The organism is Mycobacterium sp. DL440, assembly GCF_011745145.1.
Taxonomy (GTDB): Bacteria; Actinomycetota; Actinomycetes; order Mycobacteriales; family Mycobacteriaceae; genus Mycobacterium.
This window is the reverse complement of record NZ_CP050191.1, coordinates 5,391,120-5,405,953: the sequence shown is the minus strand read 5'-3', so window position 1 is coordinate 5,405,953 and position 14,834 is coordinate 5,391,120. Positions and strand designations below refer to the sequence as shown.

The following is a 14,834-nucleotide window of genomic DNA, read 5'->3' as shown; positions in this document are numbered from 1 at the left end:
AGTTGCGGCCTATCCCTGCGACCCGGGCGGAAGGAACGGCGGGTTACCCGGCAGCGGCGGTGTACCCACCGGCCCTGCATCGGGACCCGGCCCCGGCGGTGCCGGGGGTGCGTTCAATGGCGGCGGGTGTGGTGCGTAACCCGGGATGGGCCCTGGCGCCACCGGCAACGGGGCGATGGGAACGGTACGGGCTCCGGGCGGGCCGGGCGCCAGCTCGACCGGGGCACCGGGCTGATCCGGCGGCATCTGGCCGGGAATGGCCCCACTGGGCACACCCGGTGAATGCGCGATGCCGTCAGGATTCGGCGCGGAGGTCGCCAGGTCCGGTGGACCGTAATTCGGCCCGTACGGGTTGTCCCCGTACGGCCCGACGGTGGCCCCGGCGCACGGCATCGGGTTGCCCGGGGACGGGATTCCGGCCGCGGTCGGCGTGTACGAGCACGGCGATCCGGGCGGGACGGCAGGTCCCGGATGCTCCGGGGTGCCTTCCAGCGGTGTCGGAGCCGCCGGCGGGGCGCCGTTCTCGTGGCGCTGGCCGTTGGGATCGGGGAAGCGGGCCGACGGCAGGCCGGCGTTGCGCCAGAACTCCTCGGGGTCGATGCCGCGCTTCTTGAACGCGGAGTCGACGAACGGCTGCAGGATCTGCGGCGGGATCAGGTTGACCAGCATCACCTTGAAGTACGGGCCGGAGGCCAGCGCCTCTGCCAGTGAGGTGATGAACTTGCCCGCGACGGTCAACGTGTCCGCCAGGTCCTGCTTGCGCTCGACCAGCAGGTCGCTGACCGTGCGCAGCTGCTCCAGCACATGGTTGAGGTTCGGGTTGTCGTTGATCAGGCCTTCGACCTGATGCGACACCGACGACACCCGCTCCAGCAGCATGCTCACGGCCTGGCCCCGCTCGTTGACCGCGGCCAACAGGGTCTGGGCGTTCACCAGCAGCTGGTTGACCTGCGTGCTGCGGTCTCCGAGGATCGTGGCCACCTTGTTGGCGTTGGCCAGCAGCTTCTTGACGTCCTCATCGCGCTTGCCGATGGTCTCGGAGAACTTGGCCACCCCGTCCAGCGCGGCGCTCAGGTGCGGCGAGGTCTGATCGACCGTCTCCGACAGGACATTCAGCGATTCCTTGACCGAGTTGGTGTCCCAGCCCGACGCGTTGCGCGTGACATCGAGGAACGCGTCGTAGATCTGGTACGGCGTGGTCGTCTGTCCCAGCGGCAACATGCCGCGCGGCGGCAGCGTCTGGCTGCCGCGCGGCTGGATCTCGATGTTCTTACGACCCAGGATCGTGTCGGTACGGATCGCCGCGCGGCTCTCGGTACCGATCGTCTTGCCACCCAGGGTGTAGCCGATCTCAACCTTGTCGCCGTTGATGTCCATGCTCTTGACCGTGCCGACATCCATACCTGCGATGCGCACCTTGTCACCCAGGCTCAGGCCTCCGGTATCGGAGAACTGGCCGTAATACGTGGGGACCGCGAACAGCATCGGCACACTCGTCAACGTCGAGCCGACGCCGATCACCAGCGCCACCACCGCCACGCCCATCAGGCCTTTGCGGAAGCGGTCGGAACCTTGCAGTGTCCTCATCTCGGCGTGCACCTACCCGACGGCTGTGAACTGAGTCTGACGGTTCGGACGGGGCCGCCCGGCTGCAACCCGTTGAGCTTCAACGAAAGGTCACAGGCATAGAAGTTGAAGAAGTCACCGTAGATGCCACCGGCACGGCCGATGATCTTCAACGCCTGTGGGAACTGCACCAGGATGTCGTTCAATTGCTGCTTCTGGTCGATCAGCGGCTGCTGGATGACCTCGAGTTGACCGATGGTGTCCTTGAGCAGCGGGCGGTTGTCGGACAGCAGATCCGCCAGCGAACCAGCCGCATTGCTGATGTTGGCCACCGAGGACCCGATCGGATCGGCACGGTTCTTCAGCCCGGTGATCAACGTCTCGAAGTTCTTCAGGGTGTCGTTGAACTGCTGCTGATGCGCAACGGTGGTGTCCAGGACGATGTTGAGGTTCTTGATCACCTCACCGATGGCCTGATCCCGGTCGGCGATGCTCGAGGTGAGCTGCGCCGTCTGGTCGAGGATGTCGTTGATGGTGCCGCCCTGGCCCTGGAAGATCGTGATGATCGACTGGGAGATGGTGTTGACCTTCTCCGGGCTCAGCGACTGGAACAGCGGACGGAAGCCGCCGACGAGTGCGTCGAGGTCCAGCGCCGGCTCGGTGCGTTCCAGCGGAATGGTACTACCGGGCGCAATCTTCGTATTGCTCTCGCCGCGCTTGAGTTCCAGGTAGCGGTTACCGATCAGGTCCTGGTAGCGGATCGCGGCCGTCGTCTGATCGAACAACGGCAGCGACTTCTCGACGTTGAACGTGACCTCGGCCTGCTGGCCACCGTTGACCAGCTTGACGCCCGAGACCTTGCCGACCTCGACACCGGACGCCCGGACGAACTGCCCGGTGCGCAAACCGCTGACGTTCTTGAAGATCGCCGAGTACTCGGAGGTCCGGTTGAACCGGAGCTGGCCGAAGACCACGAAGATGATCGCAGTAAAGGTGAGCAGCACCAGTGAGAAGATGCCGAGCTTGATAATCGTGCCCTTGATGCTCATGGGTTGATCGTGTTCTCCCCCACTTGGCGTCCCCACACGTACTCGGCCACGAGAGGTTGTCCCATCTCGAGGTGGTTGTATGGCGCGATCGATGCGCCGGTATCCATCACCAGGTACGGCATGGGCCACAGGTCCTTGGTGATCGGCTGCCAGCAGCCGGGTCGGCCCTCGGGGCCGCCCTTGGCGTTGATCCGCGGCAGGTTGTCGGGAAAGACGTACGGGTTGCCCACGCCGATCACCAACGACTGGGTCTGCAGCGAGTAACCGTTACCACCAAGTGCGCCCGCAAGTTTCGGGCCGGCGTCGTGGTAGTTGCGGATCGTGCAGAACAGTGCCGGGCTGTACTTGTCGAGCAGTGCCGAGGTCGGCAGCAGGTCCTGCGCGCCGCGGACCAGGTAGGGGCCGCCGCGTTCGAAGATGTCGCCGCCGGTGTTGCCGAAGCCGACCGCGGCCACCAGGGCCTGGTCGAGGTTGCCGCGCTGCTCGTTGAGCGTGTGGGCAGTGGTGACGGCGTTGGTCAGGCCGTCGAACAGGTCTGGCCCGGCGTTGGCATAAACCTCGCCCAGATCGGCCAGACCGGAGATGTCCCGGCGGATCTGGGGCATGCGCGGGTTGAGGTCGGACAGGATGTCGTTGCCGTTGACGATCGACTGGCCGAACTTGTCACCCAGACCGTCGAGCGCCTGCGCGGTCGCGGTCAGTGTCTGGTTCAGCTTGATGGGGTCGATCTGCTCGGAGATCGCGGTGATGGTCTCGAACAGCGTGTTGAATTCCGTCGTCACACCCTGCGCGCGGATCGGCGTGGACGGCGACAACCGCTCCTTCGACGGGTTCGGCGGCGACAGGAACGAGATGTACTTGTTGCCGAACACCGTGGTGGCCCGCAGTTCCGCACTCACGTTCTCCGGGATCAGCTTCAGGTACTGGGGCTTGACGTCCAGGGTCAGCTTGGCCTCGGGGTTGTCGTCGACAGTGACGACGTCGACCGATGCCAGCCGCCCGATGGGCACCCCGTTGAAGGTGACCTTCGAGCCCGGGTCCATCGACAGGCCGGCCCGTCCGGACAAAACCGTCAGTTGCGTCTTCTTCTCGAACGTCCCGCGGAACTGCATCCACGTCAACGCCAGGATCACCACGGCAACGAGGGCGAGGACCAAGCCGGCCAACTTGTACGGCGGGATTTTGGGCTTGTTCAGAGATGCTTGAGGTGTTGTCATGCCGCTACACCGTGAGGTTGAAGTTGGGGTCGGTGCCGTAGAGCGCCAACGATGCCAACAGGACCACCAACACGATTGCGATCAACGAGGTTCGCATCGACCTCCCCACTGCCTCACCCACACCGACAGCACCGCCACTCGCGTAATAACCGAAGTAGCAGTGGTTCAACATGACCACGATGGACATGACAATGACCTGGAGGAAGGACCACATTACGTCGTCGACGCGCAAGAACGTGTGGAAGTAGTGCTCATACGTGCCGACCGACTGCGAGTAGAAGATCGTCGTGACGAACTGCGCAGACAGGAAGGACAGCAGGACGGCCCCGGCGTACAGCGGGATGATGACGATCGACCCGGCGATGAGGCGGGTGGACACCAGATACGAGATCGACCTGATGCCCATGACTTCCAGCGCATCGATCTCTTCGCTGATGCGCATGGCGCCGAGTTCGGCGGTCGCACCGGCGCCGACCGTGGAAGCCAGCGCCTGACCGGTGACGACCGGGGCGACGACGCGGATGTTTGCCAGGGCGGCGAAGAAGCCGGTGAACGCCTCGACACCGATATTGCCCAGGGAGGCGAAGCCCTGGATGGCGATGAGGGAGCCGGCCGACAGCGTGACGAAGCCGATGATGGCCACGGTGCCGCCGATGACGGCCATTGCGCCGGTACCCATACCGATCTCGGCGACCAACCGCAGAGCCTCACGGCGGTAGTGCCGGAACGCATGCGGGATGGAGCCGATGGCCTGGACGACGAACCACGCGACGTGGCCCATGCTGTCGAGGAACCGGGCCGGCGTGCCCGCGATGTCGGAGGTGCGCGAGAAAGCCCGCGGGAACCGGGAGCGAAGGACTGTTGCGGTACTCATGTCAATGCCCTGTTCCGAACCGCACACCGATGGTGGTGAGCACGACGTTGACTGCGAACAATGCCACCACGCACAGCACCAGGGTCTCGTTCACCGCGGTGCCGACGCCCTTGGACCCACCGGCCACCGTCAGGCCCCGGTAGCAGCCGACGAGTCCGGCGATCAGGCCGAACAGGGTGGCTTTGATGACCGAGATCATCACCTCGGGGAACCCGGTGAGCAGGGTCAGCGTGGACACGTAGGCACCGGCGGACACGTTCTGGACATAGACACCGAAGAAGAAGCCACCGATCAGGCCGATGGTGATCACGGCGCCGTTGAGCATGAAGGCCACGAACGTAGACGCCACCACACGGGGAACGACCAACCGCTCGATGGGGTCGATGCCCAGCACCTCGAGTGCGTCGATCTCCTCACGCACGGTGCGGGCACCCAGGTCTGCGCAAATCGCGGTCGATCCGGCACCGGCCACCACGAGCACCGTCACCAGAGGACCGAGCTGCGTAACCGCACCCAGTGCGGCCCCGGCGCCCGAGACGTCAGCCGCACCGAACTCCGCCAACAGGATGTTGAGCGTGAAGATGATGAGCACGGTCAGCGGGATCGACACCGCGAGCGTGGGCAGGAAGGCCACCCGAATCAGGAACCAGCTCTGCAACACGAACTCTTTCCACTGGAAAGGCCGTGTGAGAAAGGCCTTTCCAGTGAGCACAGTCATCTTGAAGAAGCCACCGACCATAGCCAGCGGCTTCTCCAATTGACCACGTACGTAGCCGACGAGACCGTCGGCAGGCGCCGTCACCGGTGCGCCCCCTGGACGTGTCGCACGCCCCCTCCTCGTCGCCTGTCAGCTTGTGTGATCCGTCTCTCCCTACTCGCGAGTAGTAATTGAGACCACCGGACTGTACCCGATAAAAACCGGGCCGTGCACTGCATCGGGAGGATTGTGCCATCAACCGTTAACAAGGGCATGCAAAGACAGCAAACTCTGGTCGCGACCTGCAGAAACCGTTGATACTGAGTTACTTTCGCAACCGTCAACCCTAGTGGGCGCTGATCGGTGAGCCGAAACGTTCCCTGAGTTCGGTCTTGAGCACCTTGCCCGAGGGGTTGCGGGGGAGGGCATCAACGATTTCCAGCGCCTTCGGGTGCTTGTAGCGCGCCAGGCGTTCGGTGAGGAAGCCGTCGAGATCCCCAAGGTTCAGTGCGTCGCCTCTGCTGATGGCCACCACTGCAACCGGAACCTCGCCCCACTTCTCGTCATGCCGGCCGATCACGGCGACCTCAGTGATGACGGGATGCCCGGCGAGGACGTTCTCGACCTCCGCGCAGTAGATGTTCTCGCCACCGGAGATGATCATGTCCTTCTTGCGGTCGACGACCCAGATGTAGCCTTCGTCGTCCTGACGAACCAGATCACCGGAGTGGAACCAGCCACCGGCGAACGCCTCCGCGGTCGCCTTGGGGTTGTTCCAGTAGCCCGCCATCAAAGTTGGGGCGCGGTAGACGATCTCGCCGACCTCGCCGACCGGGACGTCGTTCATGTTCTCGTCCACGATGCGGGCCGAAACGGTGGGGATCACCTGACCGACCGAGCCGAGCTTGCGAATTGCATCGTCCGCCAACAACATGCAGGTGACCGGCGACATCTCGGTCTGGCCGAACGCAGCAAGGATCTGGCTGCCCGGGAACGTCTCGGCCATTGCGCGCAGCAACGTGTCCGAAGCCGGCGCAGCGCCCCATGACAGGGCCCGCAGACACAGGTCCCGCGGGTTGGCTTTCTGCTCAGCGCAAACCGCCTGCCACTGCGCAGGAACCAGGAAGATCGCGGTGACCTTCTCGGCCGCCAGCACGTCGAGCAACGCACCCGGGTCGAATGCGCCGAGCGGATAGATGACCGTCGGCAGGCCGAGCGTCAGACCAGTGTTCACGTTTCCGGCGACACCTGCGATGTGGAACAGCGGGACGCCGATGAAGCCGACATCGTTGTTGATGTCGACGCCGGTGGTGAACAGGTTGGTCATGCCCTGCCCGGCGAGGTTGTTGTGGGTCAGCACTGCGCCTTTGGGCCGGCCGGTCGTGCCCGAGGTGTACATGATCAGCGCGGGGGCATCGCCGGGGATGTCAACCGGTTGCGCGGGGTCGCCTTCTTCGGCGATCAGGTCCCCGTAGCCCAGGACGCCATCCTCGGTGGGTGCGTCGGCCACGATGACCGTCGACAGCGTGGCATCGAGATCGCGTACCGCCGTGGCGACTCCGGCGAGCACGGGCTCGGTGACGATCACGCGAGCCTCGCAATCGCTGACCAGGAAAGCCACCTCAGGCGGAGTCATGCGGAAGTTCACCGGCACCGCGACGGCACCAAGCTTGATGGCCGCCAGCATCGCCTCGACGAACTCGGGCCGGTTCAGCATCAGGATCAGCACGCGGTCGCCGAAGCCGACCCCGCGCCGGCTCAGGGCGCCGGCCAATTTGCTCACCCGATGTTCGAGCTCGCGCCACGTGGTGGTGTGCCCCAGGAACCGCAGCGCGGTCTTGTCGGGCTGCATCAGGGCATGCCGGGTCAGTTGGTTGGCCCAGTTCTGGCGACGGGCCAGGTACGGCTGCTCGGTGGGGAACGGCTCGGCAGTCAACGGATCTGTACTCCATCGGTATCGAGTTGCACGAATTTTATATTTGATCAAACATGGGGTTGCCCCGGTCACACTATGGCCTCGGCGCCTCGGCGACAAGCCCACCAGAAAGGCGACCGGATTCGCGTGAATGCACCTGCCAGAGCGGCCGTGCAACGTCGTCGCGGAGGACGGCGCGAGCAACTTTCCGACGAGGTCGCCGCCCAACTGCGGGCCGAGATCATGACCGGCGTCCTGCGGCCCGGGACATTCGTCCGCCTCGACGAGACCGCGGCGGCACTCGGGGTCAGCATCACCCCCGTGCGGGAGGCACTGCGCACCCTGCGCGGCGAGGGCATGGTCCAGCTGGAGCCGAACCGCGGACACGTCGTGGTGCCGCTGACCCGCGCCGACGTCGAAGACATCTTCTGGCTGCAGGCCACCATCGCCCGTGAGCTGGCCGCTACCGTCACGACCCGCATCACCCCGGCGCAGGTCGACGAGCTGGAGCAGCTCAACGCTGAACTCGCCGCCGCCGTCCACGACCAGGATCCCGGGGCGATCTCGTCGGCCGAATTCGCCTTTCACCGGGCCTTCAACCACACCAGCGGCCGGATCAAGCTGGCCTGGTTCCTCCTGCACGTCGCGCGGTATCTGCCGTCCCTGATCTATTCGACGGATCCGAAATGGGGCACCGAGGCCGTGGAGAATCACCGGTTGCTGATCGACGCGCTGCGCCGGCGAGACGCAGCGGCCGCAGTCGAGCTCAACGCAAACCAGTTCACCGACGCCGCCCAACGGCTCATCACACGGCTCAACGACATCGGAATGTGGGACTGATGTGCTGACGCTGGAGCCGCCGGGTGCCGCGTCCGCAATCGCGTGCTGGAACTGCGCGCGGCAGCCGCGGACCGCGCGGCCTAGGCGGACAGCTGCTGCACCCTGGCGACGAGGGCGTTGGCCAGGTGGTCCAGGGTGTCGCCGATGAGCTTCTTGACCATCATGGCCGGGATCGGCAGCTTGACCTCGACCTCGAGGTCAACCTGGAGCAGCGTGCTGCTCTCCCCGAGCGGCACGACCGAGAACCGCTGCTCCTGCTTGGTGAAATGGTCACCCTGCTGCAGCACGGTGAAGATCTGATTTTCCGCCGGGTAGTAGACCGCGTTGATGAATGAGCCGGCCTGACCCTGGATCTCGACGTCGAGCCGCAGCTGGCTGGGCCGGCCGTCGTCGTAGCGGGCCAGGATCCAGCAGCCCTTGATCTCAGGGTTCCACTGCGGGTACGCCTCGAAATCGGCGACGATCGCCAGGATCTTCTCGGCAGGGGCTTCAACCTCGACGGTCTTGCTCACGAGTGGCATCCGGCGAGCATATCGACTGCAGCAGGTCGCGGATCACGCCGGGAATCGGTACCGGACTGCGCGAGGTCCGGTCCACATATACATGCACCCAATGGCCGACTGCCGCGACCGGCCCGTCCGGCTCGAACAGCCCGAGCCGGTAAGTGACACTGCTGTTCCCCAGCCGGGCCACCGCAAGACCGACGACCAACGGGTCGGGGAACTTCAACTCCGCGAAGTAACGGCACCCGGACTCGGCCACCACACCCAGCCACGGCGCGGTCACGGGGTCGACGTCGCAGTTGGTGTTGATCCACCCGTTGATCGCGGTGTCGAACAGCTCGTAGTACACCGCGTTGTTGAGGTGACCGAACATGTCGTTGTCGGTCCATCTGGTCAGCACCGGCCAGTGCAGCGGAAAATCATCGCGGGTGAGGTCGGCTGCGTCGGTCATGGCTGAAGTCTGACAGCAGGTGACAGGCTGGTGCGTATGAAGATCCGCGGAGCCGTCCTCGAGCACATCGGCCTCTCCCGCCCGTACGCCACATCGCAACCGATCCAGGTGAGCGACCTCGACCTCGCCGCACCAGGCCCGGGCGAACTGCTGGTGCGCATCGAGGCCGCGGGGCTGTGCCACTCCGATCTGTCGGTCGTGGACGGCAACCGGGTACGCCCGGTCCCGATGCTGTTGGGCCACGAAGCCGCCGGGATCGTCGAGGCCGGTGACAGCGATCTGCCGGTGGGCCAACGGGTGGTGATGACGTTCCTGCCGCGCTGCGGGGATTGCCCCGCATGCGCCAGCGACGGCCTGACACCGTGCGGCCCCGGGTCGGCCGCCAACGGCGCGGGCACCTTGATGAACGGCGACATCCGGCTGACCCGCGACGGCCAACCGGTGTTCCATCACCTCGGGGTATCCGGCTTCGCCACCTACGCCGTCGTGGACCGCCGCTCGGTGGTGCCCGTCCCCCCAGATGTTGACCCAGTTGTCGCGTCCTTATTGGGGTGTGCGGTGCTCACCGGCGGGGGCGCCGTGCTCAATGTGGGTAAGCCACGGCCTGGCGACACCGTGATCGTGGTCGGATTGGGCGGAGTCGGCATGGCTGCGGCGCTCACTGCGCTCGCACACAACGACGTGCGGGTGATCGGGGTGGACAACTTATCGGACAAGTTGGACCGGGCCCGCGCACTCGGCGTGCACGAGACCTACACGCCCGAACAGGCTGCCGACCTCAAAGCGCGGGTGGTGATCGAGGCGGCCGGTCATCCCGCGGCGCTGGAGACCGCGATCGCACTCACCGGGCCGGGCGGGCGCACGATCACCGTCGGCCTGCCCCGTCCGGATGCCCGAATCTCGGTGTCGCCGTTAGGTTTCGTAGCCGAAGGTCGATCGTTGATCGGAAGTTATCTGGGCTCGGCGGTGCCGGCTCGCGATATCCCCCGGTTCGTCGAGTTGTGGCGCGCGGGCCGCCTGCCCGTGGAGCAACTGGTGTCGTCGACCATCGCGCTCGAGGACATCAACACGGGCATGGACGAGTTGGCCGAAGGCCGGGCGGTGCGGCAGATCATCAGCTTCAACTAACCAACTTGTCAGAACCAGTCGTCGCGCATCTCGAGCGTGGTTCGGTCCAGGCTCTCCAGCAGGTCCAATTGCGGTGCGGTCTTGGGCAATTCGTAGCGGAAGAAATACCGGGCGGCCTGCCGCTTGCCGTCATAGAAATCGCCGTCGCGCCCCGAGGCGGCCAGGAACTGCTCGAGCCAGATCCAGGCGACGACGATGTGCCCGAACGCCTCGAGGTACACCGCACTGTTGGCCATCGCGGCCTCGACGTCACCGGAGCCGAACATCGCGCCGGTGACCGAAACCAGGCGCTGCCAGGTCGCGTCCAGCTGGGCGGCCAACTCAGGAGCCGCACCCGAAGCCGCCGTGACCGTCGCCGCGATCCGCTCCCCTAGTGCGGCGAGGCCGGCCCCGCCGTTCTGGGTCACCTTGCGGCCCAACAGGTCCAGGCTCTGAATGCCGTGGGTGCCCTCGTGGATCGGATTCAGCCGGTTGTCCCGGTAATGCTGTTCGACGTCGTACTCACGCGTGTAGCCGTAGCCACCGTGGACCTGGATCGCCAGGCTGTTGGCCTCCACGCACCACTGCGACGGCCAACTCTTGGCGACCGGCGTGAGAATGTCGAGGACAGCACTGTCACCGGTGGCATCCCTGTCTATGAGGTTGGCGCAGTACAGCAGCAGAGCAAGCCCCCCTTCGACATAGGCCTTCTGCGCCAACAACATTCGCTTGACGTCGGCATGCTCGATGATCGGCACCTGCGGGGTCGACGGGTCCTTGACGCCCAGCGGCCGGCCCTGCGGACGCTCGCGCGCGTACTCCAGTGACTTGAGATAGCCGGTATAGCCGAGCGCCACGGCGCCCATCCCGACACCCAGTCGGGCCTCGTTCATCATGCGGAACATGTAGATGATGCCGCGGTGCGGCTCACCCACGAGGTAGCCGACGGCGCCGTCGAAGTTGAGCACGGTGTTGGTAATACCGCGTTGCCCCATCTTGTGATTGAGCCCGGAGATGGCCACGCCGTTGCGGGCGCCGTCGGCCAGGTACTTGGGCACGATGAACAGCGAGATGCCCTTGGTGCCGGCCGGACCACCGGGAATCTTGGCCAGGACGAGGTTCACGATGTTCTCGGTGAGCTCATGCTCGGCCCCCGATATCCACATCTTCGAACCGAACAGCCGGTACGTGCCGTCGGGCTGCTGCTCGGCGCGGGTGGTGATGTCGGCCAGCGACGATCCGGCCTGGGTCTCCGACAACGCCATGGTGCCCGAGAACCGGCCGGCCAGCATCGGTTTGACGAAAGTGTCGATCTGCTCCGGAGTACCGAAGTGAGCCACCAGATTGGCGTTGGCGATGGTCAGCATCACATAGCCCGAGGTCGACACGTTGGCCGCGGCGATCCAGGCGAACGCGGCCTGCGCGACGGTGACCGGCAGTTGCGCGCCGCCGACCTCCGCGTCCATCCCCATCGCGATCAGATCGGCCGCCGCGAAGGCATCCCACGCTTCTTTGACGTCGGGGATCAGCGTGACGGTCTGCCCGTCGAACGTCGGCTCGTTGGCGTCGCTGAGTTTGTTGTGGGGCGCGAAGTAGCGCGTCGCGAGTTGCTCGCACAGATCCAGCACCCCGTCGAAAGTCTCGCGGGAGTGTTCGGTGAATCGGTCCAATGCCGTGAGCTTTTCGACGTCCAACCACTCGTAGAGCAGAAAGTCCAGGTCGCGCCGCGAGAGGATCGTCGACTTCATCCAGTCAGGTTAATCGTCGGCGGGCGGCTCGGGCAGCGACATCCGGGCCAGCCGTCGCGGATCGACGATCGACACGATCCCGACCAGCCGGCCCCCGTCCACGGTGCAGGCCATGAGGCCGAGCGGATGACCGGTCGGCCCCCACGCCAGGATCCCTGGCTCTCCGTTCACCGACACCCGCCGCGCCACGACGCGGGTCCCTTGGCCGCGCCGGGCCGCAGCGATGACAGCGTCCGGCCCGGTCCCGACGGTCACGCCGGCGGCCGTGTACCGCTGCCAGCTGACGTCGGGATCCAGAACCCGCAGCAGTGCGTCGAAGTCACCATCACGGGCGGCCGCCAGGAAGGCGTCGACGACCTCGCGCTGCTCCTGCTTGCGGCGGCGGTCCGCGGTGGGCGGCGGCACGTCCTGCACCTTCCGGCGCGCCCGGCTGGCCATCATCTTGACGGCATCGCTCGACCTGTCGAGGATCTGGCCGATCTCGGCGAACGGCACGGCGAACATGTCGTGCAGGACGAAGGCGAGACGTTCGTCGGGGCGCAGCGATCCCAGCACGACGAGCATCGCCAGACCGACCGAGTCCGCGAGTACCGCGGCGTCCTCCGGTGTATCGACGTCCTCGGTGACGACGAGTTCTGGAATATCGGCGGCGGCTGACACTTCGGCGCGGCTGCTGCGTGCCCGCAACGTGTCGATACAGATGCGGCCCACCACGGTCGTCAACCATCCGGCAACGTTGTCGACCGAGTTCGCGTCCTGCCGGGACAGACGTAGCCACGCTTCCTGGACGGCGTCCTCGGCGTCCGCCCGCGAGCCGAGGACCCGGTGGGCAACCGCGAGCAGTCGCGGGCGCTGCTGCTCGAATATCTCGGCCAGTGCTCCCTCGGGCGTCATGCGTTACCTCTCGTCGCGCGGATCCGTCATAAGAGTGACGAGTCGGCACCACCCGACGTAACCACGAAAGGAGCGAGGAATGCACACCACTCTCTGGATCGTCACCGTCATCGCCGCGGCGGCCTACGCCGCAGGCGGGACCACCCTGCTCGCGATGTCGCGGCAGAGGTACCGATCACTGGGCAACAACCAGCATTGGGTCGACGACTTCGGTGACGGCCACCTCACGGCGATCGCGACCATCAAACTGGTCGGCGCGGTCGGCCTGGTGCTGCCCGCCGCGGTGGGCATCGCACCGGTGCTGACCCCGCTGGCCGCCTGCGGCCTGGCACTGTTCATGGCCGGGGCCGCCACGACCAGATTCCGGCGCAGCGAATGGCTCTACATGGCCGGCGACATCGTGTTCATCGGTGTGTTCGCCTACCTGGCCTGGGGTTGGTTCACCCTGCCCGTCAGCTGATGCTGCTCACGCCGCCGTCGACCGGGATCACCGCACCGGTGATGTACGCGCTGGCCCGGCTGGCCAGGAACACCGAGATCCCGGCGATGTCGTCAGGCGCTCCGATGCGACCGAGCGGCAGGGCCGACCCCACAGCTTCGGATCCGGCCCGCAGCATCTCCTTGGTCATCCGAGATTCGAAGAGCCCCGGCGCGATCGCGTTGACCAGGATCCGCGGGGCGAGTTCACCCGCCAGATGCTTGGTCAGCATGTGCACTGCGGCCTTGCTCGCGCTATAGGAGAAGTTGTCGCGGCCCTTACCGGGCGCGACGATGCCGTCGATGCTGCCGGTGTTGATGACGCGTGCCGGGTCTTGTTCGGTGGCACCGGAATTCAGCAGTGGGGTGAGCGCCCGGGTCAGCAGGAACACGCCCTTGACGTTGACGTCGTAGACCTTGTCGAACCCGGATTCCGGGAACTCCTCGTACGGTGCGCCCCACGCGGCGCCCGCGTTGTTGAACAACGCGTGGATCGCGTCCTCACGCTCGGCGACTGCCGTCGCCAGTGTCGCAACGCCCTCGGCGGTTCCAAGGTCGGCAGGCACTGCGGAGATCCGGCCGAGTGGGGACAACGCGTCCACCGCCGCGGCCAGCTCGGCCTCCTTGCGGCTCGAGACGTACACGGACGCCCCCGCCTGCAGCAGGCCTCGGGCCATCATGAGCCCGATGCCCCGACCACCCCCGGTGACGACGGCGACCTTGCCGTCCAGTCGGAACAGATCAGTCACGTTCTAGGCCTTCTCCTCGATCTCGACCCCCAGCGGGGATTCGTTGCGGACCGTCTCGTCACGGATCAGCCCGCGCAGCAGCGCCGTGCTGAACTCGACGGCGATCTCCTGGGCGCTCCTCCTGCCGTGCGGTCGCAACCAGCGGTAGGAACCCAGCGTCATGCCGATGTAGCCGAGGGCGAGCACGTGGGAGTCGCAGTCGTAGAACTCACCGCTCGCGATACCGCGGTCGATCACGTCGCGGACATGCTCGTAGACCTGGGTCTCAGCACGACGGATGTAGGCCACCTGCTCCTCGGTGAACCATTCCGCGATGTACGGGCCTTCCTGGAAGTACACCGCGGCGCGTTCCAGGTCGGTGGCGATGCCCACCATCAGCCGCCGGGTGAAGTTGTAGATGGTTTCCCGTGCCGAAGCGGTCGGGTCATCATGCAGGGCCTCGACGGTGAAGTCCGCGGTGCCCTTGTAGATGTCGTAGAGGATCAGCGACTTGCTCGAGTAGTAGTGGTAGACCGTGGCCTTGTTCAGTCCGACGGCCTCGGCGACATCGTCCATCCGGGTGCCGTGATAGCCGCGGGCGGCGAACAGTTTGGCCGCGACGGTCAGCAGCTCGTCGCGGCGGGAGCTCCCGTTGGCAGCCGCGCCTCCGCGGACCCGGCCGCCCTCTGCATCGGATGACATAGCACACTCACTATCAGCATCGCCCGGACCTTGCCCAGGAAATCAATCAACTAGATGGTTGATCAG

15 protein-coding genes are annotated in these 14,834 nt (G+C 65.7%); 3 read left to right on the top strand and 12 right to left on the bottom strand.

The features are described 5' to 3' along the window. Positions 1 to 9 precede the first annotated feature (9 nt). From HBE63_RS26380 to fadD5, 6 genes are all read right to left on the bottom strand, one after another. The gene (locus HBE63_RS26380; RefSeq protein WP_166907620.1) at positions 10 to 1,587 is read right to left on the bottom strand and encodes a virulence factor Mce family protein; all 1,578 of its coding nucleotides are present in this window, start codon (positions 1,585 to 1,587) and stop codon (positions 10 to 12) included. Continuing rightward, on the bottom strand, positions 1,584 to 2,615 hold the full coding sequence (locus HBE63_RS26375) for a virulence factor Mce family protein (protein WP_166907618.1): 1,032 nt from the start codon (positions 2,613 to 2,615) through the stop codon (positions 1,584 to 1,586). Before HBE63_RS26375 ends, HBE63_RS26380 begins: the two co-directional genes overlap by 4 nt. Continuing rightward, positions 2,612 to 3,832 carry an MCE family protein gene (locus HBE63_RS26370; protein ID WP_166907616.1) on the bottom strand — a complete coding sequence of 407 codons (1,221 nt, stop codon included), beginning with the start codon at positions 3,830 to 3,832 and terminating at the stop codon, positions 2,612 to 2,614. Before HBE63_RS26370 ends, HBE63_RS26375 begins: the two co-directional genes overlap by 4 nt. Before the next feature lie 4 nt (positions 3,833 to 3,836). Next, the gene (locus HBE63_RS26365; RefSeq protein WP_166907614.1) at positions 3,837 to 4,706 is read right to left on the bottom strand and encodes an ABC transporter permease; all 870 of its coding nucleotides are present in this window, start codon (positions 4,704 to 4,706) and stop codon (positions 3,837 to 3,839) included. Position 4,707: 1 nt separating this feature from the next. Beyond that, on the bottom strand, positions 4,708 to 5,445 hold the full coding sequence (locus HBE63_RS26360; protein WP_165610635.1) for an ABC transporter permease: 738 nt from the start codon (positions 5,443 to 5,445) through the stop codon (positions 4,708 to 4,710). 304 nt (positions 5,446 to 5,749) lie between these two features. Then, entirely contained in the window at positions 5,750 to 7,339 is a 1,590-nt protein-coding gene (fadD5, locus tag HBE63_RS26355; protein WP_166907612.1) for a fatty-acid--CoA ligase FadD5, read from the bottom strand. A 126-nt stretch (positions 7,340 to 7,465) separates the two neighbouring features. On the opposite strand from fadD5, the gene HBE63_RS26350 reads away from it, so the two are divergent. After that, positions 7,466 to 8,158, top strand: coding sequence for a GntR family transcriptional regulator (locus tag HBE63_RS26350; RefSeq protein WP_166907610.1), 693 nt, complete (start codon positions 7,466 to 7,468; stop codon positions 8,156 to 8,158). Between the two features lie 80 nt (positions 8,159 to 8,238). On the opposite strand, the gene HBE63_RS26345 is transcribed toward HBE63_RS26350, so the two are convergent. Together HBE63_RS26345 and HBE63_RS26340 are read right to left on the bottom strand one after the other, a co-directional pair. Continuing rightward, positions 8,239 to 8,679 (bottom strand): SRPBCC family protein, encoded by a 441-nt coding sequence (locus tag HBE63_RS26345; protein ID WP_166907608.1) that lies wholly within the window; start codon positions 8,677 to 8,679, stop codon positions 8,239 to 8,241. Next, positions 8,648 to 9,112, bottom strand: coding sequence for a thioesterase family protein (locus HBE63_RS26340; RefSeq protein WP_166907607.1), 465 nt, complete (start codon positions 9,110 to 9,112; stop codon positions 8,648 to 8,650). Before HBE63_RS26340 ends, HBE63_RS26345 begins: the two co-directional genes overlap by 32 nt. Positions 9,113 to 9,148: 36 nt before the next feature. On the opposite strand from HBE63_RS26340, the gene HBE63_RS26335 reads away from it, so the two are divergent. After that, positions 9,149 to 10,240, top strand: a complete 1,092-nt coding sequence (locus HBE63_RS26335) for an alcohol dehydrogenase catalytic domain-containing protein (RefSeq protein ID WP_166907605.1) — start codon at positions 9,149 to 9,151, stop codon at positions 10,238 to 10,240. 8 nt (positions 10,241 to 10,248) lie between these two features. Here HBE63_RS26335 and HBE63_RS26330 read toward each other — a convergent pair whose 3' ends face one another. Both HBE63_RS26330 and HBE63_RS26325 read right to left on the bottom strand, forming a co-directional pair. After that, positions 10,249 to 11,967, bottom strand: coding sequence for an acyl-CoA dehydrogenase (locus HBE63_RS26330; protein WP_166907603.1), 1,719 nt, complete (start codon positions 11,965 to 11,967; stop codon positions 10,249 to 10,251). Positions 11,968 to 11,976: 9 nt separating this feature from the next. After that, positions 11,977 to 12,861 (bottom strand): sigma-70 family RNA polymerase sigma factor, encoded by an 885-nt coding sequence (locus HBE63_RS26325; RefSeq protein WP_166907601.1) that lies wholly within the window; start codon positions 12,859 to 12,861, stop codon positions 11,977 to 11,979. A 79-nt stretch (positions 12,862 to 12,940) separates the two neighbouring features. On the opposite strand from HBE63_RS26325, the gene HBE63_RS26320 reads away from it, so the two are divergent. Then, positions 12,941 to 13,321 carry a DoxX family protein gene (locus HBE63_RS26320; RefSeq protein ID WP_166907599.1) on the top strand — a complete coding sequence of 127 codons (381 nt, stop codon included), beginning with the start codon at positions 12,941 to 12,943 and terminating at the stop codon, positions 13,319 to 13,321. Here HBE63_RS26320 and HBE63_RS26315 read toward each other — a convergent pair. Together HBE63_RS26315 and HBE63_RS26310 are read right to left on the bottom strand one after the other, a co-directional pair. Continuing rightward, positions 13,314 to 14,087, bottom strand: coding sequence for an SDR family oxidoreductase (locus tag HBE63_RS26315; protein WP_166907597.1), 774 nt, complete (start codon positions 14,085 to 14,087; stop codon positions 13,314 to 13,316). The genes HBE63_RS26320 and HBE63_RS26315 overlap by 8 nt on opposite strands. A gap of 3 nt (positions 14,088 to 14,090) precedes the next feature. Beyond that, the gene (locus HBE63_RS26310; RefSeq protein ID WP_166907595.1) at positions 14,091 to 14,768 is read right to left on the bottom strand and encodes a TetR/AcrR family transcriptional regulator; all 678 of its coding nucleotides are present in this window, start codon (positions 14,766 to 14,768) and stop codon (positions 14,091 to 14,093) included. Positions 14,769 to 14,834: the final 66 nt, after the last annotated feature.